Below are 21016 nucleotides of genomic sequence, written 5' to 3' on the forward strand. Positions count from 1 at the left end.
GGGAAGAGTGGGCGGGCGCGTCAGCTCGGAAATTCGCCGCGCTGAAAATCGTTCGACAGGTCGAGCGCGTCGGCCATCTCGCCGACGGTGACGGGCTTGATCGGCGCGCGGATCCGGTAGTGACCGACGTCGCCGACGCTGCGCTGCTGCACGTCGGCGATCAGTTCGCCGACCGTCGTGCCGCACCAGCGTCCCTGGCACGGGCCCATCCCGCAGCGCGTCAACGCCTTCATCTGGTTCGGCCCCTGGCAGCCGCGCGCCGCGAGCTCGCGGATTTCGCCGGCCGTGACTTCCTCGCAGCGGCACACGATCGTGTCGTCGTCGGGGCGGCGCAGCGCGGCGGGCGGCGTGTATAGCGCGTCGAGCAGCGGGCGCACCGCGAGATGGCGGCGCAACGCGTGCAGCACCGGGCGTTCGCGTGCGGCCTGGCGTTGCACGTCGAGTGCGCCGAGTCGCGCGGCGATGTCGAGTGCCGACACTTCGCCGGCGAGCGCCGCCACCCGAGCGCCGCCGATGCCCGCGCCGTCGCCCGCGATCCACACGTGCGGCACGCTGCTGCGGCCGCGCGCGTCGCACCGCGGACGCCAGCATGCCGACGATTCTTCCCATGCGTGCGCACAGCCGAGCGAGCGCGCGAGCTGCGTCGACGGAATGACGCCCTGATGCAGCAGCACGAGCGACGTGTCGAGCGTTTGCACGACGCCCTGCGCGTCGCGAAAGCGGATGCGTTCGGCGCGGTCGTTGCCGTCGATGCGGATATCGGTCGCGCCGCGATACACGGGAATCCCGGCATCGCGCACCGCGCGCAGCATGCGCCAGCCCTTGAGCAGATAGTCGGCGCCGCGCAGCGCCGGCAGCGCATGCGGGAGCGCGCGTCGCCACGCGTCGCGCGGCGTCGTGTCGACCAGCGCGCGCACGCGCCGGCCGGCATTCAGCAATTGCGCGGCGAACAACCACAGCAGCGGGCCGCTCCCCGCGAGCACGGCGTCGGCCGATGGTGCGAGGCCCGACGCTTTCAGCAGCGTCTGCGCGGCGCCGACGCCCATCACGCCGGGCAACGTCCAGCCCGGCACCGGCCACGGCCGCTCCTGCGCGCCGGTCGCGATCAACACCGCACGTGCGCCGATTTCGAGCGTGCCGCGCGACGGGCCGCTTTGCGTGAGCATCGCGACGGGTTCCGGCTCGAACGCGATTTGCCACACGACGCTGCGCGGCAGGTAATGCGCGCCGCTTGCGAGCAGGCCGTCGACGAGCGGGCGGCCCGCCGTGTAGTCGGCGCCGAGCCATTGCGCGAGCGGCGCCGGCGCATCGGCTACGTTCCGATAGATCTGGCCGCCGGGCGCCGGGCCTTCGTCCGCGACGACGACCGACAAGCCGGTCGCACGCGCGGCGGTCGCCGCCGCCATGCCGGCCGGCCCGGCGCCGACGATCAGCAGGTCGCACTGGCGGCGCGTCATGCGAGCCTCGCCTTGCCGTGCATCGTACGCACTTGCATGCCGTCGGCGACGGGCGTCATGCAGCCTTGCACGTTCGGCACGCCGTCGACGTCGACGAGGCAGTCGAAGCACACGCCCATCATGCAGAACGGGCCGCGCGGCGCGCCGCTCACCGCGCTCGTGCGGCACGCGGCCGAACCGGCGGCGAGCATCGCGGCCGCGACGCTGTAGTGCGCGGGCACGTCGTGCGGCGTGCCGTCGATATGGATGCGCACGCGTTCGAGCGTCGCGGCGGCGGGAACGAGGGATTCAAACATGCCGGGCTTCCGTGGGCGCGGCGAAGCGCGCGGTGGTAAAGGCGGACAGGTCGGCCGGCGCGGCGCCGCCGGCGATCCACGGCGCGACGAGATCGGCGTGCGTTGCAGCGAGCGTCACGCCGCTGTGGCAGATCGCGATGAACGCGCCGGGATACGTGGCCGACGCCTCGTAGACGGGCAGGCCGTCGGGCGTCATGATGCGCAGCGCACCCCATGCGCGCACGATGCGTGCATGGGCCAGCGCCGGGAATGAAGTGCGCGCGCGGCGCGCGATGTCGACCATGGCGGGCCGCGTCTGCCCGTCGTCGAAGCCGACGTCTTCGGCCGAGTCGCCGAGCAACACCGACCCTTCCGATGTCTGGCGGACGACGAGCGTCGGATAGTCGAGAAACGGCGCGAGGCGCTCGGTGACCATGATCTGGCCGCGCAACGGCGAGATCGGTGCGCGCAGGTCGACCATCGGCGCGAGCCGCGCGTTGTCGAGGCCGGCCGCGAGCACCACGCGCCCGGCTTCGAGTTGCGTGTCGCGCGTGTCGATCTCGAAGCGCCCGGCGCGCGGGCGGATCTCGGCGACTTCGCTGCGCGGCAGATAGACGCCGCCGCACTGCTGGAACGCGTGCAGCATCGCGCGCAATGTGTAGAGCGGATTCGCGTGACCGTCGTTCGGCGACCACAGCGCGCCGGCCAGCGATGGCGACGCCGCGGGAATGAGCCGCCGCAGCGCGGCGGGATCGAGCACCTCGTACGACAGCGCGGCGTCCTGCCGGTGCAGCGATTCGAGCAGCTCGGTCGCGCCGTCGAGCTCCGCGCGATGCTCGAACAGCTCGACGCCGCCCGGGCGTTCGAACGCGCAGTCCACGCCCGTTTCGCGCTGCAACTGCGCGGCGAATGCGCGCCAGCGCGCCGACGATTCGCACGACCAGCGCGCATACGGCAGGCAGCGGCCGCCTTTGCCCTGCACCCACACGAGCCCGAAATTGCCGCGCGCCGCGCGAAACGCGATGTCGTCGCCGTCGCACACCGCGACGCGCTGGCCGAGACGCGCGATGCCCCACGCGATGGCCATGCCGACGAGACCGCCGCCGGCCACGACGACATCGAAACGGCGCACGGTCATGCGCGGCTCCGGTGTCGCGGGTGAGGCAGTTGCGTGTTATATCCCATGGCGGCGCGGCTCCTTGCATTCAGTACGTTGCGGAACCGATGTTCGGACAGGCAAAATGGGCTGTCCAATACAGCTTGATCAACGACCCATAATCCAGTGTTATGACCACGCCTTCGCTCAGGATTCGCCAGATCGAAGCGTTTCGCGCGGTGATGCAGCGCCATACCGTCACGCGCGCGGCACGTGATCTCCATATCTCGCAGCCGGCCGTGAGCCGGCTGATCGCCGATCTCGAGGCGCGGATCGGCTTCGTGCTGTTCGAGCGGCAGCAGGGTCGCTTCACGCCGACCGCGCAGGCGCGCGTGCTGTACGAGGAGGTCGAACGCGCGTTCGTCGGCCTCGACCGCGTCGCGCAGGCCGCCGAGCAGATCCGCGCGATGCGGCGCGGCACGCTGCGCGTGGCCGGTTCGCCCGCCGTCGCGCTCGACCTGCTGCCGGAACTCGTCACGCGCTTCTCGCACGCGCATCCGGGCGTCGACATCACGCTGCTCGCGCATAGTGCGTCCACCGTCGTCGACAAGGTCGCGTCGGGGCAATGCGACGTCGGGCTGATCGCCGAACCCGTCCCGCATCCGGCCGTGCGCGGCGAGCGGCTCGCGGAAAGCGCGATGTGCTGCATCGTGCCGCGCGGGCATCGGCTCGCGCGCAAGCGCGTCGTGCAGCCGGCCGACCTGCGCGACGAATCGTTCATCTCGTTTCCGCCGAGTTTCGAGGCGCGCAGCGCGATCGACCGCGTGTTCGTCGAAGCCGGCGTGTCGCGCGTGCTGTCGATCGAGGCGCAGCTGTCGCGGACGATCGTCGCGTTCGTCGCGAACGGCGCCGGCGTCGCGCTGATCGATCCGGTGACGGCCGCATACGCGGGCGACCGCGTGGTCGTCAAGCCGTTCGAGCCGGCCGTGCCCGATCACTTCTACCTGGTGACGTCCGCGTCGCAGCCGCTGTCGATGATTGGCGACGCGTTTTGTGCGGATTTGCGCGATGCGTTCGCGAGGATGCGGTCGCCGCGCGACGGGTAGGCAGGAAGAGAATCGTTTTGAGCGCGCCGGACGCCGTCACGCGTGCCGGCGCGTGGCCGTGTCGGCCGCGGCCGGCGCTCCGGCTCAGGCGAGCGCGCTGTCCGTTGCGCGTGTGGCGGGTGCGCCGGCCGCGGACGACGTGGTTGCGCCCGCATCCTTTGCGCCCGCCAGCCGCCGATAACGCGCGAGCGCCCACAGCGGGAAGTAAGCGGTATAGCCGTGATACTTCAGGTAGAAGATGCGCGGAAAGCCCGGCGCATTGTGCGAGCGGTGCCACCAGAAGCCGTCTTCCCGCTGCACCGACAGCAGGTACGCGATGCCGCGCTTCACCGAATCGGATTCGCAGTCGCCGAACGCCATCTGCGCGAGCAGTGCCCACGCGGTGCAGTTCGACGTGCTCTCGCCGCCGTTCGTGCCGGCCAGCTTCGGATCGACGTAGCTGTCGTTCGTTTCGCCCCAGCCGCCGTCCGCATGCTGCCGCGCACGCAGCCAGTCGAGCGCGCGGGCGATATACGGCTGCGACTTGTCCTCGCCGGCGAGCGCGAGGCCGGCCAGCACGCTCCACGTGCCGTAGAGGTAGTTCGTGCCCCAGCGGCCCCACCAGCTGCCGTCGGGCTGCTGCGTGCGCTTCACGTAGTCGATCGCGCGCGCGAGCGACGCGCGGTCGTCCGCGCGCTTCGTCATGCCGAAGCACAGCAGCACGCGGCCCGATACGTCCTCGGTCGGCGGATCGAGCAGCGCGCCGTGATCGGCGAACGGGATCGCGTTCAGGTACATCCGGTCGCAGTCCGCATCGAACGCCGCGAAGCCGCCGTTGCGCGATTGCAGCCCGCGCATCCAGTCGAGTGCGCGGGCGACGCGCGCCGCATACGGGTTCGTGCCGTCCGCATCGCGATGCGTGCGGCCGCGGCGATCGAGCATCGCGGTGACGAGCGCCGTGTCGTCGATGTCCGGGTAGTACGGGTTCGCGTACTGGAACGCCCATCCGCCCGGTTCGACGTCGGTCGGGACGTTCTCGATCCAGTCGCCGCGCAGCTCGTTCACCTGCCGCTCGGCGAGCCAGTCATACGCGCGTGCGATGCGTGCATCGAGCTCGCGCAGCGCGCCGGCCGCTTCGCCGGCTTCCGGCGCAGCGACACCGCGCGCCTGTTCGAGCGCCATCGTGCTCCACGCGGTGTCCCACACCGGCGACAGGCACGGCTGGCAATACATGCTGCCGTCCGGCCGCGTGACCAGCAGCTTCTCCAGCGCGTTTTCGCAATCGCGCCGCAGCGGATGGTCGTCCGGGTAGCCGAGCACCTGCATCATCTGGTAGCTGTACACGATAGGCGGGAAGATGCCGCCGAGGCCGTCCTCGCCGTTCATCCGTTCCGCGCACCACGTCTCCGCATACCGGATCGCGCGCTGCCGCAAGCGCTTCGGCAGCAGCGGCTCGACCGGGCGGACCATGCGGTCAAGCGCGAGGAACAGCCGGCGCATGCCGCGCGCGGGCGGGAAGTACTCGCGTTCCTGTTCCGGCGGCGTGACGAACAGCTCGCGGATCGATACGTTGCGCGGGTTGCGCGCACGCGCCTTCAGCGAGCACAGCACCAGCAGCGGCACCATCGTCGTGCGCGCCCAGTACGCGACCTTGTACATCGAGATCGGCACCCACTTCGGGAACAGCACGAATTCGATCGGCATGAACGGTGCCGCGCGCCACGGCACCTGGCCGAACGTCGCGAGCAGGATGCGCGTGAACACGTTCGAGCGTGCCGCGCCGCCGAGCTTCAGGATCGCGTCGCGCGCGCGGATCATGTGCGGCGCCTGTTCGCTGTCGCCGGCCGCCTTCAGCGCGAAGTACGCCTTCACGCTGCACGACACGTCGGGCGCGCCATCGACGTACAGATCCCATGCGCCGTGCGTGTCGAGCCGCTGGTTCGCGCGCAGGTAGCGCGCCATCTTCTCCTGGCGCACGTCGTCGATCTTGTCCATGAAATGCATCATCAGGATGTATTCCGCGGTGATCGTCGCGTCGGATTCGAGTTCGAAACACCAACTGCCGTCGGGCTGCTGAAGGCGTACGAGTGCGTCGCGTCCACGGGCGATGGCAGTGTCGAGCGCGGACCAGGGAGAGGGGGCCATTTTGTTCATGCGGCGGATCATACCATCCAGCCGGAATGTTTATATCGAGACGCCTGGGTGCTACCATCCGCACCATGAAAAAACGCCTCGAACCCGCGCCGCGCGACCCGTCCGCGCCCGTCGAACCGGCTGGAACGCCCGGCGCACGGGCGCCCGAAGAATCGTCGGTGCCAGCCGCAGCCGTGGCCGGCGTGCGGCGAAAAAAAGCGCCGGATCAAGTGCGCGCGCAATTGCTGGCGGCTGCGTCGGAGATCGCGACGCATCACGGCGTGGCCGCGTTGACGCTCGACGCGGTGGCCGAGCGTGCCGGCGTGACGAAGGGCGCGCTGCAATATCACTTCGCGAACAAGCAAGGGCTGCTAGATGCGCTGTTCGGGCAGGCGACCGAGCGGTTCGGCGCGCAACTGGCCGCGCGGTTGGCGGCCGATTTCCGCGGCGACGGCGCGGCGGCGCGCGCGTATCTGCATGCGGTGCTCGATACGGCCAATCCCGCCGCGAGCATCGAAGTGCTGCGCGTGCTGGCTGCGTCGATGATCACCGAGCAGGACACTCGCGCGCGCTGGTCGGTGCCGATGCGCGAATGGACGCGGCCCGACCCGGTGCCGCTCGAGCGGGCCGCGACGCTGATGATCTGCCGGCTCGCGGCCGACGGATTGTGGATTTCGGAGTTGCTCGACAGCGTCGACATATCGGCCGAATTGCGCGCGGAAATCGTTCGGCAGCTCGATGCGATGAGCAAGGGCGTGTTTCCGAAGTGATGCGCCGCCGATCCTATTGCGCCGCGCCGCGCGTGAACGGCGCGGGAACCCTGCCGGCTTCCTGACGCGCGATCATCCAGCCGGGATAGCAGGGCGGCAACGCGCTCACCGCATCGAGACGCGCCAGTTCGTCGTCGGTCAGCACGACGTCGACCGCGCCGAGATTGTCGTCGAGCTGGTCGATCCGCTTCGCGCCGATGATGACGCTCGTGACCGCCGGCTTGGCGAGCAACCACGCGAGCGCGATTCGCGCGACCGACACGCCGTGCGCACCGGCGATCGCGCGCATCTCCGCCACGCACGGCCAGGCCCGATCCAGATCGACCGGCGGAAAATCGAAATGACCGCGCCGCGAACCCGCTTCGGTCGACGCACCGGGGCCGAACTTGCCCGACAGCAATCCGCCGGCGAGCGGCGACCACACGAGCAGCCCCATCTGCTCGTCGACGGCGAGCGGAACCAGTTCGCGTTCCACGTCGCGCCCGGCAATCGAGTAGTACGCCTGCAGCGTTTCGAAGCGCGTGGCGTGAGGCGCGGCACTCAGGCCGAGCGCCTTGCCGATCTTGCCTGCACGCCAGTTCGACACGCCGACGTAACGGATCAGCCCCTGTCGCGTGAGATCGTCGAGCGCGCGCAGCGTCTCCTCGATCGGCGTGACGGGGTCGCTCGCGTGAATCTGGTACAGGTCGATATGGTCGACCTGGAGCCGTTCCAGGCTTCGCTGCACCGAATCCATAATGTGACCGCGCGACGCGCCCTGGTCGTTCGGGCCCGTGCCCATCGCGCCGGCCGTCTTCGTCGCCAGCACGATCTCGTGGCGCGGGACGCCGAGGTCTCGCAGCGCCTGCCCGACCACGCGTTCGGCCTGGCCGAACGAATAAATATCGGCGGTGTCGATGAAGTTGATGCCTGCGTCGAGCGCACGGGCGATCAAGCGGTTCGCGTCGTCCTGGCCGACCGCGCCGATCGCCGCCCACATGCCGGCATCCGCGTTGCCGCCCATCGTCATCGTGCCGAGGCACAGCTCGGACACATACAGGCCGGTGCGGCCCAATTGCTTGTATTTCATTGCAGCGCCCTTCAGAATCGGCCGGACACGATGCGGGGCGTCGGCCGGTGGCGCCCCGCATGAACGTCGGAATGTTAGTTGGCGCGTGATTGGCCGGCCCGCAACTGCCCGGCAATCGCCGCGACGCGCGCGCCATAGCGGCGGGCCGTTTCGAGATCGCCCGGCGACATCTCTTCCGGCGACGCATCGGCCGGCGTCTGCGCCATCGGCGCGATGTAGGCGCCCATGCGGTTCAGGTCGTCGCGCGTCGACGCTTTCAGATTGGCCGGCTTGATGTCCATGCTGACCCAGATGCCGCCGTGCTGTCCGGCGAGCAAAAAGAAGTATTCGAGCGTATTGAGCTTGTCGCCGTTGACGCTCGCGCTATTGGTGAAGCCGCCGAAGATCTTGTTCTGCCATCCGCTGTCGAACCAGACCTTCGACGACGCATCCGCGAACTTCTTGAATTGCCAGCTCGGGCCGCCCATGTAGGTCGGCGAGCCGAACAGGATTGCGTCGGCGGCGGCCAGCGTGTGCCACGCGTCGTCGGCGAGGTTGCCGTCGGCATCGATCGCGACGAGTGCGGCGCCGGCGCCGTCCGCGACAGCGGCGGCCATGCGTTGCGTATGGCCATAGCCGGAGTGGTAAACGACGACCGTTTTGACCGGCGGGTCGAGTTGATCCATGAGGGTTTCCTTTCGTTCGGGTTGTCGTTCAGACGACGTGGGAAGCCACTCTACCGAGCCGCAATCGGGTGATAAACGACGACAGATTGAACGTTCTGTTACTTTCCGGATGAACAATGCAGAACCTTGACGCGCTTTTGATTTTTGCCCGTGTCGCCGAAATGGCGAGCTTCACGCGTGCCGCCGAAAGCCTCGGCATTCAGAAAGGACGGGTATCCACGGTTATCCGTGCGCTCGAACGGGACATGGGTGTCGCACTGCTGCATCGGACCACGAGGCGCGTGCAGCTCACCGAAGACGGACGCGCGTTCTATGCGCGCGCAACCGATCTGCTCGCCGAAGTGCAGGAATTGCAGTCGATGTTCTCGGGGCGCGGTACCTCGCTGCGCGGCAGGTTGCGCGTGGACATGCCCACGGAACTCGCGCGCAGCGTCGTGGTGCCGGCGCTGCCGCAACTGATGGCCGCGCATCCGGATCTGGAGCTGGAGCTTTCCAGCACCGACCGGCGTGTCGATCTGGTTCGGGAAGGGTTCGATTGCGTGATCCGGCTCGGCCCGATCGCCGACGAGACGCTGATCGCGCGGCCGCTTGGCAGGCTGCGCATGACGAATGCGGCGAGCCCCGACTATCTCGCGCGGCACGGCGTGCCGCATACGCTCGCCGATCTGCGCAGCCAGGGGCACAAGATGATTCACTACACGCTGACGCTCGGCGCGCGGCATCCCGGATGGGAATACCCGGACGGCGACGGCTATGCGTGGTTGCCGTTGCCGAGCGCGATGCAGGTCAACAGCGTGCAGACCTATCACGCGGCGGGGCTGGCGGGCATCGGGCTGATCCAGGCCGGCTATTCGGCGCTCGCGCATCACATCGAAAGTGGCGCGCTCGTGGAGGTGCTGCCCGACTTGCGGCCCGAGCCGCTTGCCGCGTCGCTCGTCGTCGCGCATCGGCGCAATCTTTCGCCGCGCGTGCGGGCTTTCATGGACTGGATCGCGGGCGTGTTGAAGCCGTACCTCGATTAGCGCAGGGATGGGCCGGTTCGACGTATCGGCGGAGGCGATTGCTTTGCGTCACGCAAACTTGCCGAAATCCACGGCTTCCTTGCTGAATCTTCCGGTCGCCAGCAGCGCCCGCTCGATGTCCGCGACGATGGCCCCGTTGTTCACTGGCGCGGTGACACACCAGCCCCAGATATCGTCGTCGATTTCATAGTGGCCGCGCTCATACGTCCAATAGCTGAAATAGCGGTCCTGCGACAAGGCGACGTGCGGGTCGTCGAGGCCGTCCGGGTGCGCGAGCCGGACGGCATGCAGTGCATCCCGGAGAATCTCGGCGAGATCCGGAAAGTCGGCTGCGCGGTGGTCGTCGAGTATTTCGACCATCAGATCGCTACCGTGATAAACAGGCCGAACCCGGAATCGAATCAGATGCGTCATCGCGCGTTTTTCCGTTGCGAAAGCGCAGGGTGATCCAGCCCGTCGCCGGTCGATTCTCGAACGAACGCCGAAATGGCTTCCACCACGCTATTTGCCAAAGGAAGATCCGGGTTCGAATACGCGGCAAGGTTTTCGTCCAGCGCGTCCGTATGAACGGTTTTGAGCAGATGATTGGCATTCGCGACAATCGTCAGCCGCGCGCGTGGATTCGCGTCCTTCAACCGCTGCGCATCCTGCACGCCAACCTGAATATCCCGCGCGCCCTGCACGATCAGTACCGGCTTCGTATAGCCGGTGACAAGGGCCGCCGGATCGATGGCCAGTTCGCTCATCAGGAACCGCTGAACCTGTGGCCTGAACAACGGCATCAGCGCGGGATCGATGCCGGCCGCGTCGACCGTCTTCCCGGCTTCGAGCGATGCGAGTATCGACATCGCGTTGCGCAGTACACCGGCATTCGCGGGGTTCGACTGCAGTTGCTGCGCCAGTACCTGTCCGAGCGGCCGTCCCGGTGTGGCCACGAGGATCAGCCCGCACATATCGGCGGTCTGCCGCGCCGCCGACAACGCGACCCATCCTCCCTCGCTGTGCCCGAGCACCCATACGCGGCGCGCACCGGTTCGCGTCCGGATGGCGGCCACCCACGCGCGGACGTCTGCTGCGTAATCGTCGATCGTGACGTCGTCCGCATCCGTGATCGCGGACGCGCTACCGTACATGCCGCGCTTGTCGATGCGAACCGACGCGATACCTTGAGCGAGCAATCCTTCGGCAAGCAAACGATAGGTCGATGCGCGAATGCCGTAGGGATTGTTGCCGTCCCGATCGGTCGGGCCCGATCCCGGGACGATCAGCACCACTGGGACATCCTCCGCACCGCGAGACAACAGCGTGCCTTTCAGCGGGCCGGCCGGCCCCGTTGCTTCGATCTCTGTCTGCATCATGTGTGAAGGACGTTCCGAATTCGTGTTGTTGCGATGAACGGCCGGTGTGGCATCAACGCACCGAACCCCGCGCCTCGTCAAGCACCCACGCCGCAAACGCTCGCACCGGCGCCGCGCTCAATTCGATCGGTTCGGGCAGCACGAGGCAGAAGTTTTTCGTCACCGCTTTGCCGTCCGGCCAGGGCGCGACCAGGCGCCCTTGTTCAAGCTCGGCCCCGATGTAAAGGCGCGGCACCAGCGCGACGCCGAGGCCGGCCAGCGCGGCCTCGATCAGCATCGAATGCAGATCGTATCGCGGGCCGACCGCCGAATTGGTCAGCACGATGCCGGTCTCCTGCGCATAGAGCTGCCACGCATCCGGATTCTGCCGCCGGTGAAGGCGCGGCAGCGCATCCAGCGACGGATTGGCGCCAACGCCTTCGAGGAGCGCCGGACTGCAGACGGGCACCAGCACCTCTTCCAGCAGCGGATGCAGATGCATGCCGGCCCAGGCCGGGTGCGCGAAATGAATGGCCGCGTCGAACCCGCTGCCGGCCAGCAGGAACGGCTCCATCCGTTCGGCGATATGCACGGTGACGTTCGGATGGCGCGCCTGAAAGCGCTTCAGCCGCGGGATCAGCCAGCGGGTCGCGAAGGTCGGAATCGCGGCGATGTCGATGCTCGCGCCTTCGACGGGCTGCCCCATCAGATACAGGCTGTCCCGTTCGAGCCGATCCAGAATCTCGCGCACCTGTACCGCGTATCGCGTGCCGTTGGGCGCCAGCCGCACGCGGTTGCCGACGCGCTCGAACAGCGTCACGCCAAGGAACGCCTCGAGCCGGCCGATCTGGCGACTGACCGCGCCCTCGGTGCGCGCCAGCTCGTCGGCGGCGCGGGCGAAGCTGCCGTGTCGGGCCGCGGCCTCGAAGGCCAGGAGCGCGGAATTGCTCGGGATCTTGCGTCGCATCGGGGTCTCGCCGGTCGGAGTCGTTCAACCGTCAGCTTGATCAAATATCACTGAAGGCTGACTTTAAGTCGATATTTATACGGGAAACCGCAGATTAGCATTACGTCACTGCACTGAATATCCCGCATTCGAAACGAAGGACAAGCCGATGATCTACACCGTGGAATGCAGCTTCGCCGACCGGGCCAGCGAAGCCGAATGGAACGACTTCTACAGCTTCGACAAGCTGCCGGCCCTCATCTCGGTGGCCGGTTTTCACACGTCGCAGCGTTTCAGCGCGATCAGCGACGGTTGCCCCGTCTATCTGGCCGTTCACACGATCGACGGCCTCGACGTACTGACCGGCGATGAATATCGGCAGAAGGGCGGCGGTAATTTCGCGCGGTGGCAGCGGCACATCACCGACTGGCACCGCAACCTCTATAGCGATATCGGTCGTGCGCCGGCGGTCAATGCCGACGAACTGCTCGTGCTGAGCGCCAGCGGACCCGACTCGCTGATCGAACTGGGCCTCAAGCCGCTGGCCATGCAGGCCGTCGCACTGGAGCAGTGTCCGGCGCGCCGCTGGCTCGCGGTCCTGCGGCGCAGCGATGCGCCGCTTGCCGGGAACGTGCCGGCCGACCTTGATCTGTACGCACCGATGACGGCGCAACTGACGAAGGCCGCCCGCGATGCCTAACTTGACTTTCCATATCGATGCGGAACGCATGCCGCCTGACGCAAGCCTCGCCGAACTGTCCGGCGACTGCATCGAACTCTGTACGGAGGTCCTTCAGGCGGAACGGACGAACGTCCACGTTATTTACGTGGCGGTCCGGCACGGCTGCGGGCATCCCGTTTTCGCGGAAATCCGCTATCGCGTGGCGTCGTCTCGCCCGCCCGCGGTGATGAACGCGTTCATGGAAGCGCTGGATCGCGCAATCGTTCGCCGCACGGGGCTGACGGCGCGCATCCGTTGCTTCGGCCATGCCGCGCCGGACCTTCACGCCCGAAACTAGCCGCTGCGGAGAAGCATGATGTCCAACGTTACGTTTCCCGGCCGGCGTGTCGGCGATTTCACGATCACCGCGATCAGCGACGGCTACCTCACGGCCAGCCTCGATTTCCTGTCGAATATCGACGCGACCGACGCTGCCGGGATGCAGCGCGCGGCCGGCCAGCAGCAGCCGTCCGCCGTGCATATCAACTGCTACGTGGTGCGCGGCGCGGGCCGCACGATTCTCATCGACGCCGGAGCGGGCGGCATCAAGGAATGGGGTGGCTGCCTGCCCGGCAATTTGCGGCTCGCCGGTATCGATCCTGCCGCGATCGATACCGTGCTGCTCACCCACGCCCATCCCGACCACGTCGGCGGGCTGGTGAATGCGGCCGGACACGCGGCGTTTCCGAATGCGGAACTGGTCGCGCATCGACGCGAAGTCGAATTCTGGCGCGACGACGGCAACCTGAGCCGCGCCAGCGAGCGCGCGCGCGGCAATTTCCGGATCGCGCGTCACGCATTCGATGCTTACGGCGACGCGCTGCGGACCTTCGACGAAGGCGAGGTGCTGCCCGGAATCGCTGCCATACCGCTACCCGGGCATACCGACGGACATACCGGCTATGTGCTCGAATCCGGCGATCAGGGCCTGCTCGTGTGGGGCGATATCGTGCATTTTCCGCATATCCAGATCAAGCGGCCGGATGTGTCGATTGCGTTCGACCAGGATGCGTCGCAGGCGGCGACCACGCGTTCGCGGCTGCTGGATCGGGTCAGCGCGGAAGGGCTGCTGATCGCCGGCATGCATCTGGGCGAGCCCGGGTTCGCGCGAATCAGGCGAACGAACGGCGAATACGGGCTGTTTTACGAGACCGACGCGTGACGCGATGCCGGCGTTTCCGTAAGGGTCTGTCGATGGGCACCCGCGACGGTGGCGATCCGCTGGAAGCGCCGGCCGACATGCGTTACGGCAACCGGCGGGCGACAGCGCAGGACACGCGTGGAAACGTTTGGCAGATCGCCACGCACCAGCGCGACCTGTCGGCCGCCGAGGTTCGCTCCAGGCTCGGCGGCGGCCGGTAGCCGCGCTGCTTCCTCCTTCCCCTGTCGCAATCGTCAAGATTCGCGTCGCTTCCGGATAAAAGCCGCCCGTTCCCCGCGCCGTTAACCCGTTCGCAGCCCCCGCGCCGCGTACTGCGTGATGGCGCGCGTCGTTCGTGTTCCGGAATTCACATCCGCCGCTGGCCATGCTCGGCCGGCTCAAGGGAACGTCATGCGAAAACAACTCACTATCCGTGGTGGCCTCGTCGCGACCATCGCCGGCTATACCGTGCTGCTCGTGCTGGTGGTCGGCGCCTGCATCGCGGCGCTCTACGTCGGCAACGGCTCGCTCGAGGCGATGTACCGCGACGACACCGCGTCGCTGCTGCACCTGAAGACCAGCTCCGAGCGAATGCTGGTGCTGCGCGAACGCATGAGCGACGTCGCGCAGATCATCAGCGCCGGCCAGTCCGCGAAGGACGAAGTCGCGCAACTTCACGCGCTGCTCAAGCAGAGCAACGACGAACTGGACGCGTACACGCGTCTGCACGCGCGCGACGCCAGCGAGCAGGCGCTGTTCGACACGCTGCAGAACCGCCGTCGCGCGCTGCTCGACCGCGTGTTCCTGAAGGCGCTGTCGCAGCTCGACGGCGACGACGCGTTCAACTTCCTCGATACGCAGCGCACGGCGCCGCCTGCGTTGTTCGCCGCGTACCAGGCGGCGATCGATGCGCTCGAAGCGTTCCAGGTCACGCGCCAGAAGGCGCGCTACGAGGCGGCCGGCGTCAATTTCCACCGGATCGTGTGGGGGATGGGCGCGGTCGCGGCGCTGGCGCTCGTCGTCGGGTTCGTGGCGCAGCGCGTGCTCGCGAAGGCGATCATCGAGCCGATCAACCTCGCGGTCGACCAGTTCGAGAAAATCTCGAAGGGCGACCTGACCGGCGCGGTCGTCGTCCCGGGCGACAATGAGATGGCGTATCTGCTGAATGCGCTGAAGCGGATGCAGGACGGCCTCGTCGATACCGTGAGCCAGGTGCGCGCGAGCACCGAGACGATCGTCGGCGACGTGCGCACGATCGCAAGCGGCAACGTCGATTTGTCGACGCGCACTGAGCAGCAGGCCGTGTCGCTGCAGCAGGCGGCCGCGAGCGTCGAGCAGCTGACGGCGGCCGTGCGCCAGAACGCGGACAACGCGCGCGATGCGCGCACGTACGTCGAGGGCGCGGCCGGCATCGCGTCGCGCGGCGGCGAAGCGATGCAGCGCGTCGTCGAGACGATGTCGGAAATTTCGACCAGCTCCACGCGCATCTCCGGCATCGTCGGCGTGATCGAGAGCATCGCGTTCCAGACGAACATCCTCGCGCTGAACGCCGCCGTCGAAGCCGCGCGCGCGGGCGAGCAGGGGCGCGGTTTCGCGGTCGTCGCGACCGAGGTGCGCGGGCTCGCCCAGCGCTGTGCCGCGGCGGCGAAGGAAATTCGCGAGCTGATCGGTCATTCCGCGCGACGCGTCGAAGACGGCAGCGGCCTCGTCGCACGGGCCGGCTCGGCGATGGCCGAGCTCGTCGCGGCGGTCGAGCGCGTCAACGCGATCATGGGCGAAACCAGCCAGGCATTCGACGAGCAGTCGTCGGGCATCGAGCAGGTGAACGCCGCGGTGATCCAGATGGAGCAGACGATGCAGCGCAATGCCGCGCTGGTCGAGGAGGCGGCGGCCGCGGCGCTGTCGCTCGACGAACAGGGCGCGCGGCTGAGCGCGGCGGTCGCGCAGTTCCGGTTGCACGAAGCGGCGCTCGCGTGACGTGTACGCTTATTGCGGTGCGTCCGGCAGCGTGTACTCGAAGCGGTACGCATGCTGGCCGTTGTCGATGTCGATGAGCATCGCGCCGGAGAGGCCCAGCAATTCGTCCGTGCCGGAATCGGGCACGACCGTGATCGACTGCGTCGGCTGCCCGCGCGTCATGGTGGAGCTGTGCTGCAGCACGAAGCTGCCCTTGCGTCCGCCGAGCACGCCTTTGACGGTTTCCATCGCGACGTAGCCGGCCGAACCCTGAACGCTGCTGCGAAACGCGAGCATTTCGCCCTGGCTGACGGCTTCCAGATCGCCGTGAAAATGCTTGTCCAGCGACATGCGGCCGAGCCCGCTGTGTTCCGCGACGGGACTCAGGGGTTCCGGATTCAGCTTCACTTCGAATGGACCGCGGGCCTGCAGTTTCATGACTGTTCTCTTCGTTGAATGGGCAAGCGGCACTATAAGCCAACGCTGCCGACGGTGGCTGATCGTCCATATGCGCGATGATCGTCCTGTTTGATACGCGAAAGGACCGACTTGAAAAGTGCGCCGCCGTAGTCCGACATGTTCCTCTACTCGTCGCCTTGACCTTGAAGTTGACTTGAAGCTTAGAGTGCTTGCCGACGACAGTGAATCGGCAGGCTTCGTATCTCGCCTGTCACTGGTCGACCATCGACGGGAGACAACGAACATGGACAGGCGTTTTACACAGGTCGAATTCGGGCCGCACACGGTCGACGTGCCCGAGGGCGGGTACTACGACCGGTTCCGCATGAATCCGGACCTGGATGCGGTGGCGCACGATCCCGCCGCGGGGAACATCGATTTTTTCCGGCGGATTCCGAAGCGTCAGGTGATGTCGCGGGTGGGCCCGACGTGGGCGCCGAACTTTTACTATCGTTCCAGCAGCATTCAGCTGCTGTTTCTGGCGCCGCTCGAACGCCTTCGCACCATGCTGCCGGTTCCGCTCGAACCGCTGCGGGCGCTGCCCGGATACGGGCTCGTTGCGCTGACGTTCTTTTCGTACGCGGTGTGCGACAACGATCCGTATGACGAAGTATCGGTCGCGGTGGTGATCCGCCGGCCCGGCGCGAAAGGCTCGCACGCGCTCGAGCTGATCGACTCGATGCGGCGCCGGAGTTTCTTCGCGCACGTGCTCGCGCTGCCGGTCACGACGGAAATCGCGCGGGTGCGCGGCGTGCACGGCTATCAGCTGCCCAAGTGGCTCGCGGATATCGACGTGAGCATCGGCGCCACGGCGCGCGCGCGTGTGGCGGGCCCGGGCGGCCGGCCGGATCTGAGCCTGAGCGTGCCGATGCCGGTGCTGACCAGCGTGCCGTCGCAATCGCACATGGGCACGACGACGATGGTCAACCGCATCGACGGCGCATGGCATCAGGCATCGGTGCAGACCAACATGCTGTCGTTCGCGCAGCGCCTGTTGCCGCGCAACGTCGAGCTCGTGCGGCACGGTGGGCCGCTCAGCCAGTTGCTCGACGGGCTCGGCGCATCCACAATCATGCGTCTCGACGTGGTCAAGGATGCGCAACTGGTGCTCAATCTGCCGACGCCGTTGACGGCCTTCGATGAACCCGGAAAGCCACGCTAACGATACGGATGCGTGCGATGTGCGCGCACCGAAGGAGTCGTCCATGCCGCAACCGACCTACGATCTCGTCGTATTCGGCGCCACCAGTTTCGTCGGGCAGATCCTGGCCCGCTATCTGTCCGACTATCTGTCGGACACCGGTGCGGGCGAAACGCTGCGCTGGGCGATCGCGGGACGATCCGACGCGAAGCTCAGGCAGGTCAGGGATACGCTCGGCGCGGCCGCGCAGGCGGTGCCGATCATCGTCGCCGACGCGGCCGACGAGACGCAACTCCGGGCGCTGTGCGCGCAAACGCGGGTGGTGGTGTCCACGGTCGGCCCCTATGCGCTGTACGGCGAGCCGCTGGTCCGGGTCTGCGCGCAGACCGGCACCGACTATTGCGATCTCACCGGCGAAACGCAGTGGATCAAGCGGATGATCGACAAGTACGAGCCAGCGGCCCGCCAATCGGGCGCGCGCATCGTGCATTGCTGCGGCTTCGATTCGGTGCCGTCCGACATGGGCGTGTTCTTCCTGCAGCAACAGGCGCGGCGGCAGTGGGGCGTGCCGGCCGCTCACGTGAAGATGCGCGTGAAAACGCTGAAGGGCGGCGCGTCGGGCGGCACCGTGGCCAGTGTGATCAACGTGGTGCGCGAAGCGGCTGCCGACCCGGCATTGCGCCGCGAACTGCTCGATCCTTATTCGTTGTGCCCGCAACGGCATGGTTTCACCGTGCGGCAGCATGCGGTTCGATCCGCCGAATTCGATCGCGACTGCGATGCGTGGATCGCGCCGTTCGTGATGGCGGCGATCAACGAGCGCGTCGTGCATCGCTCCAATGCGCTGTCCGGCCATGCGTACGGCAGCCGCTTTACCTATGACGAAGCCGTGATGACAGGCACGGGCCTGAAGGGGCGCATGACCGCGCTGACGATGGTGGCGGGCCTCGGTGCATTCATGGTCGGCGTCCTCATCGGGCCGGTGCGCGGCCTGATGGAGCGCTTCCTGCTGCCGAAACCCGGCGAAGGGCCGAGCGTCGAGGCCCAGCAGGCCGGTCGCTACGATTTGCGCTTCTTCGGCCGCACCGACGACGGCCGAACCTTGCGTGTGAAAGTCACCGGCGATCGCGATCCGGGCTATGGCTCCACCGGCAAGATGCTCGGCCAGGCCGCGATCGGTCTCGCACTCGATTGCAGCCGCGACGGCGTGAAGACCGGACGCGGCGGCGGTTTCTGGACGCCCGCGACGATGTTCGACGAACGCTATATCGAGCGTCTGGTGCGCCATGCAGGGTTGCGTTTCGAGGTGATTTGAACGGAGTCCCCGCCGGCGATCGCTCGCGGGCGCTACCGCTACACCCGGTTGCGCTTGCCCGCGCCCGTGCGAGCAGCGGTTTCGTCCAGAATCGTCGCCGCGAATTCGACGGCCGCCGGCATCCGCGCGTCGTGCATCATCACGAATTCCATCTCCGGCAGTTCCGGCAAGCCTTCGGGCAACCCCAGTTCGCGAAGCGTGTCGTCGATCGCGCTGCGCGGCACCGGCGCGATCGCGATGCCGGCGCGTGCGAAGGTGCGGATGCCGGTCACGCTGGGGCTTTCGCACGCGATCCGGTAGCGCATGCCGGCCAGCGCGAGCGCCGTGATGGCGGCGCCGCGGTACGGGCACGGATCGGGGAAACACGCGAGCGGCACGTCGCCTTCCGGAAGCGGCTCGTGGCGCGCGAACGCCCAGACGAGCGGCTCGTGCCACAACGTCGCGCCGTGGCCCGCGTGCGCGCACCGGCTGCCGATCACGAGATCGAATTCGCCGTTGGCGTGCCGCCGGAACAGGCTGTCGCCGATGTCGACGACCAGATCCAGCCGCAGGCCACGCCGCGCGGCGCCATGGCGGCGCATCAGGTCCGGCAGCCAGCCGCCTGCAAAGTCCTCCGACACGCCGATCCGCAGCTTGACGTCGGTGGCATCACCCGTTCCCAGCCTGGCCCGCGCTTCCTCGCTCAGATTGAGCATCGCGCGCGCGTAGCCGAGCAGCGTCTCGCCATGCCCGGTGAGCGTGACGCTGCGCGTGTTGCGCACGAGCAGCGCCTGGCCGACCTGTTCCTCGAGACGAAGGATTTGCGCGCTGACCGCGGACTGGCTGAGGTTCAGCCGACGCCCGGCGCCGGTGAAGCTGCGCACGTCGGCAACCGCAACGAATGTATGAAGCAGTGCCGTGTCGAGGGGAGCATTCATTTATCACCAACCCGGGTTAATTCGATCAATTAATATCGTTTCCGGATTATAGGCCGACCCGATAGGCTTCGAAGCGAAGTGGGCGCGCGCGCATCCGGCGCGCCGTCGTCACTCTTGGCAAGGACCGGCGCCATGACACGCGTGCTCTATATCGAAGGCTCACCCAACAAGGCCTATTCGGCGTCCATCGAGGTGTGCAGTGCATTTCTCGACGCGTACCGGCAGGCTCATCCCGATCACGAGATCCGCAAGCTCGACATCTGGGATCTGCCGATGCCCGAATTCGACGGCGCCGCGCTGGCCGCGAAATATGCCGGACTGAACGGCACCGCGTTGACGCCGGAGCAGGCGGCGGCGTGGCGGCAGATCGAGCGGCTCGCGGCGCCGTTCCACGAAGCGGACAAGTTCCTGTTCGGCGTGCCGCTGTGGAATTTCAGCATTCCGTACAAGCTCAAGCATTTGATCGACGTGATCTCGCAGAAGGATGTGTTGTTCACGTTCGACGGAACGGGTTTCACCGGCAAGCTCGCCGGGAAAAAGGCGGCGGTGGTCTACGCACGCGGGCTCGCCTACCAGTCGCCGGGGTCGTTTACGCCGGCCGCCGAATTCGATCTGCAGCGTCCATACATGGAAACGTGGCTCAAGTTCGTGGGCGTGACGGACATCACGGGGATCGTCGTCGAACGCACGTTGTTCGGCCCGGACGGGCAGGTTGACCGGAGCCGGGCGATCGACGAAGCACGAGCGATCGCACCGACGTTCTGACGTTGCTGGCGCGGGCACCCGGCGCTTGGCGCCCGGCGCTGCGCATCCGGCGCGAGTCGGGCGTCAGCGCCCGCCGCGTGCGACGGCGAGTGCGACGCCGAAGCCCACCAGCAGGCATCCGAACGTGCGATCGATCCAGTGCCGCAGCGACAGCAGGCGATCGCGGACCGCCGTGGCCGAGAAACAGATCGCCACGAGGCTGAACCAGCCGGCATGGGCGGCCGCGATGAATGCGCCGTAGCCGATCTGCACGATCAACGGCGTGTCGGGCCGGACTGCCTGCATGAACAGGCTGACGATGAACACCGTGGTTTTGGGGTTCAGCGCATTGGTCAGGAAGCCCGTGCGCAGCGCGGCGAGATCGGACAGCGGCGCGACGCTCGTGTCGGCTTGCACGCTGCCGGCTTTCGTCATGAGCATCCTTGCACCGAGGTAGACCAGGTAGATCGCGCCGATCAGCTTGACGGCATCGAAGAGCCACAGCGACTGACGGATCAGGAGCCCGACGCCCAGTAGCGTGTAGCTCACGTGGACCGTCACGCCGAGCCCGATCCCGCATGCGGTGAGCACGCCGGAACGACGCGACAGCATCAGGCTGTTGCGCGTGACCATCGCGAAGTCCGGCCCCGGGCTGACGACGGCGAGCAGCGTGATGGTGACTACGACTATCAGTTCGGTCATGGCGTTGTTCCTGCGAAGGATAGGTTGATGGCACAATCGTATCGATCGTGCTTCATCAGGAAAAA

Annotated in this window: 23 protein-coding genes; 11 read left to right on the forward strand and 12 right to left on the reverse strand. The window is 67.3% G+C overall.

All coding sequences use genetic code 11. From position 1 onward, the window contains the following. Positions 1–20: 20 nt before the first annotated feature. Genes HWX55_RS13240 through HWX55_RS13250 form a run of 3 tightly spaced genes read right to left on the reverse strand, consistent with a single transcriptional unit; the run spans position 21 to position 2870 of the window. Complete coding sequence (locus HWX55_RS13240; RefSeq protein ID WP_175975977.1) at positions 21–1457, reverse strand: FAD-dependent oxidoreductase; 1437 nt, start codon at positions 1455–1457, stop codon at positions 21–23. Beyond that, on the reverse strand, positions 1454–1753 hold the full coding sequence (locus HWX55_RS13245; protein WP_175975978.1) for a (2Fe-2S)-binding protein: 300 nt from the start codon (positions 1751–1753) through the stop codon (positions 1454–1456). Before HWX55_RS13245 ends, HWX55_RS13240 begins: the two co-directional genes overlap by 4 nt. Then, positions 1746–2870, reverse strand: a complete 1125-nt coding sequence (locus HWX55_RS13250) for an FAD-dependent oxidoreductase (RefSeq protein ID WP_175975979.1) — start codon at positions 2868–2870, stop codon at positions 1746–1748. The genes HWX55_RS13245 and HWX55_RS13250 overlap by 8 nt, the downstream gene beginning before the upstream one ends. 149 nt (positions 2871–3019) lie before the next feature. Here HWX55_RS13250 and HWX55_RS13255 point away from each other — a divergent pair, with 149 nt between their 5' ends. Continuing rightward, on the forward strand, positions 3020–3934 hold the full coding sequence (locus HWX55_RS13255) for a LysR substrate-binding domain-containing protein (protein ID WP_175975980.1): 915 nt from the start codon (positions 3020–3022) through the stop codon (positions 3932–3934). A gap of 84 nt (positions 3935–4018) precedes the next feature. Here HWX55_RS13255 and shc read toward each other — a convergent pair whose 3' ends face one another. Then, entirely contained in the window at positions 4019–6079 is a 2061-nt protein-coding gene (gene shc / locus HWX55_RS13260) for a squalene--hopene cyclase (protein ID WP_175975981.1), read from the reverse strand. A 53-nt stretch (positions 6080–6132) separates the two neighbouring features. Between shc and HWX55_RS13265 the strand changes: the two genes are divergently transcribed. After that, on the forward strand, positions 6133–6816 hold the full coding sequence (locus HWX55_RS13265; RefSeq protein ID WP_175975982.1) for a TetR/AcrR family transcriptional regulator: 684 nt from the start codon (positions 6133–6135) through the stop codon (positions 6814–6816). 13 nt (positions 6817–6829) lie between these two features. Here HWX55_RS13265 and HWX55_RS13270 read toward each other — a convergent pair whose 3' ends face one another. Together HWX55_RS13270 and HWX55_RS13275 are read right to left on the reverse strand one after the other, a co-directional pair. Further along, positions 6830–7885, reverse strand: a complete 1056-nt coding sequence (locus HWX55_RS13270; RefSeq protein ID WP_175975983.1) for an aldo/keto reductase — start codon at positions 7883–7885, stop codon at positions 6830–6832. 74 nt (positions 7886–7959) lie between these two features. After that, positions 7960–8550 (reverse strand): flavodoxin family protein, encoded by a 591-nt coding sequence (locus HWX55_RS13275; protein WP_175975984.1) that lies wholly within the window; start codon positions 8548–8550, stop codon positions 7960–7962. 116 nt (positions 8551–8666) lie between these two features. Here HWX55_RS13275 and HWX55_RS13280 point away from each other — a divergent pair, with 116 nt between their 5' ends. Beyond that, the gene (locus HWX55_RS13280; RefSeq protein WP_175975985.1) at positions 8667–9572 is read left to right on the forward strand and encodes a LysR family transcriptional regulator; all 906 of its coding nucleotides are present in this window, start codon (positions 8667–8669) and stop codon (positions 9570–9572) included. A 48-nt stretch (positions 9573–9620) separates the two neighbouring features. Here the strand turns inward: HWX55_RS13280 and HWX55_RS13285 are convergent, their stop codons facing one another. From HWX55_RS13285 to HWX55_RS13295, 3 genes are read right to left on the reverse strand one after another with little or no spacing between them, the layout of a single operon-like run. Then, positions 9621–9986 carry a hypothetical protein gene (locus HWX55_RS13285; RefSeq protein WP_175975986.1) on the reverse strand — a complete coding sequence of 122 codons (366 nt, stop codon included), beginning with the start codon at positions 9984–9986 and terminating at the stop codon, positions 9621–9623. After that, the gene (locus HWX55_RS13290; RefSeq protein ID WP_175975987.1) at positions 9983–10930 is read right to left on the reverse strand and encodes an alpha/beta fold hydrolase; all 948 of its coding nucleotides are present in this window, start codon (positions 10928–10930) and stop codon (positions 9983–9985) included. The genes HWX55_RS13285 and HWX55_RS13290 overlap by 4 nt, the downstream gene beginning before the upstream one ends. Positions 10931–10982: 52 nt before the next feature. Next, a complete protein-coding gene (locus tag HWX55_RS13295) occupies positions 10983–11876 on the reverse strand; it encodes a LysR substrate-binding domain-containing protein (RefSeq protein WP_175975988.1) in 894 nt (297 codons plus the stop codon). 148 nt (positions 11877–12024) lie between these two features. Here HWX55_RS13295 and HWX55_RS13300 point away from each other — a divergent pair, with 148 nt between their 5' ends. The 5 genes from HWX55_RS13300 (at position 12025) to HWX55_RS13320 (ending at position 15694) form a co-directional block, all read left to right on the forward strand. Beyond that, positions 12025–12555: a sugar ABC transporter gene (locus HWX55_RS13300; RefSeq protein WP_175975989.1), complete on the forward strand. Its 531-nt coding sequence runs from the start codon at positions 12025–12027 to the stop codon at positions 12553–12555. Continuing rightward, entirely contained in the window at positions 12548–12874 is a 327-nt protein-coding gene (locus HWX55_RS13305) for a hypothetical protein (RefSeq protein WP_175975990.1), read from the forward strand. The genes HWX55_RS13300 and HWX55_RS13305 overlap by 8 nt, the downstream gene beginning before the upstream one ends. An 18-nt stretch (positions 12875–12892) precedes the next feature. After that, positions 12893–13738, forward strand: coding sequence for an MBL fold metallo-hydrolase (locus HWX55_RS13310; RefSeq protein ID WP_175975991.1), 846 nt, complete (start codon positions 12893–12895; stop codon positions 13736–13738). 32 nt (positions 13739–13770) lie between these two features. Further along, the gene (locus HWX55_RS13315) at positions 13771–13938 is read left to right on the forward strand and encodes a glyoxalase (RefSeq protein WP_175975992.1); all 168 of its coding nucleotides are present in this window, start codon (positions 13771–13773) and stop codon (positions 13936–13938) included. 190 nt (positions 13939–14128) lie between these two features. Next, positions 14129–15694, forward strand: a complete 1566-nt coding sequence (locus HWX55_RS13320) for a methyl-accepting chemotaxis protein (RefSeq protein WP_175975993.1) — start codon at positions 14129–14131, stop codon at positions 15692–15694. Positions 15695–15703: 9 nt separating this feature from the next. Here the strand turns inward: HWX55_RS13320 and HWX55_RS13325 are convergent, their stop codons facing one another. Beyond that, positions 15704–16111 (reverse strand): DUF3224 domain-containing protein, encoded by a 408-nt coding sequence (locus HWX55_RS13325; RefSeq protein ID WP_175975994.1) that lies wholly within the window; start codon positions 16109–16111, stop codon positions 15704–15706. Between the two features lie 265 nt (positions 16112–16376). On the opposite strand from HWX55_RS13325, the gene HWX55_RS13330 reads away from it, so the two are divergent. After that, a complete protein-coding gene (locus HWX55_RS13330; protein ID WP_175976057.1) occupies positions 16377–17294 on the forward strand; it encodes an acetoacetate decarboxylase family protein in 918 nt (305 codons plus the stop codon). A 43-nt stretch (positions 17295–17337) separates the two neighbouring features. Next, positions 17338–18588: a saccharopine dehydrogenase NADP-binding domain-containing protein gene (locus HWX55_RS13335; protein ID WP_175975995.1), complete on the forward strand. Its 1251-nt coding sequence runs from the start codon at positions 17338–17340 to the stop codon at positions 18586–18588. A gap of 38 nt (positions 18589–18626) precedes the next feature. On the opposite strand, the gene HWX55_RS13340 is transcribed toward HWX55_RS13335, so the two are convergent. Next, entirely contained in the window at positions 18627–19505 is an 879-nt protein-coding gene (locus HWX55_RS13340) for a LysR substrate-binding domain-containing protein (protein WP_175975996.1), read from the reverse strand. Positions 19506–19637: 132 nt separating this feature from the next. Here HWX55_RS13340 and HWX55_RS13345 point away from each other — a divergent pair, with 132 nt between their 5' ends. After that, on the forward strand, positions 19638–20270 hold the full coding sequence (locus tag HWX55_RS13345) for an NAD(P)H-dependent oxidoreductase (protein WP_175975997.1): 633 nt from the start codon (positions 19638–19640) through the stop codon (positions 20268–20270). A 63-nt stretch (positions 20271–20333) separates the two neighbouring features. Here HWX55_RS13345 and HWX55_RS13350 read toward each other — a convergent pair whose 3' ends face one another. After that, the gene (locus HWX55_RS13350; RefSeq protein ID WP_175975998.1) at positions 20334–20951 is read right to left on the reverse strand and encodes a LysE family transporter; all 618 of its coding nucleotides are present in this window, start codon (positions 20949–20951) and stop codon (positions 20334–20336) included. Positions 20952–21016 lie beyond the last annotated feature (65 nt).

This window comes from Burkholderia sp. BCC1047 (assembly GCF_902833155.1).
Taxonomy (GTDB): domain Bacteria; phylum Pseudomonadota; class Gammaproteobacteria; order Burkholderiales; family Burkholderiaceae; genus Burkholderia; species Burkholderia sola.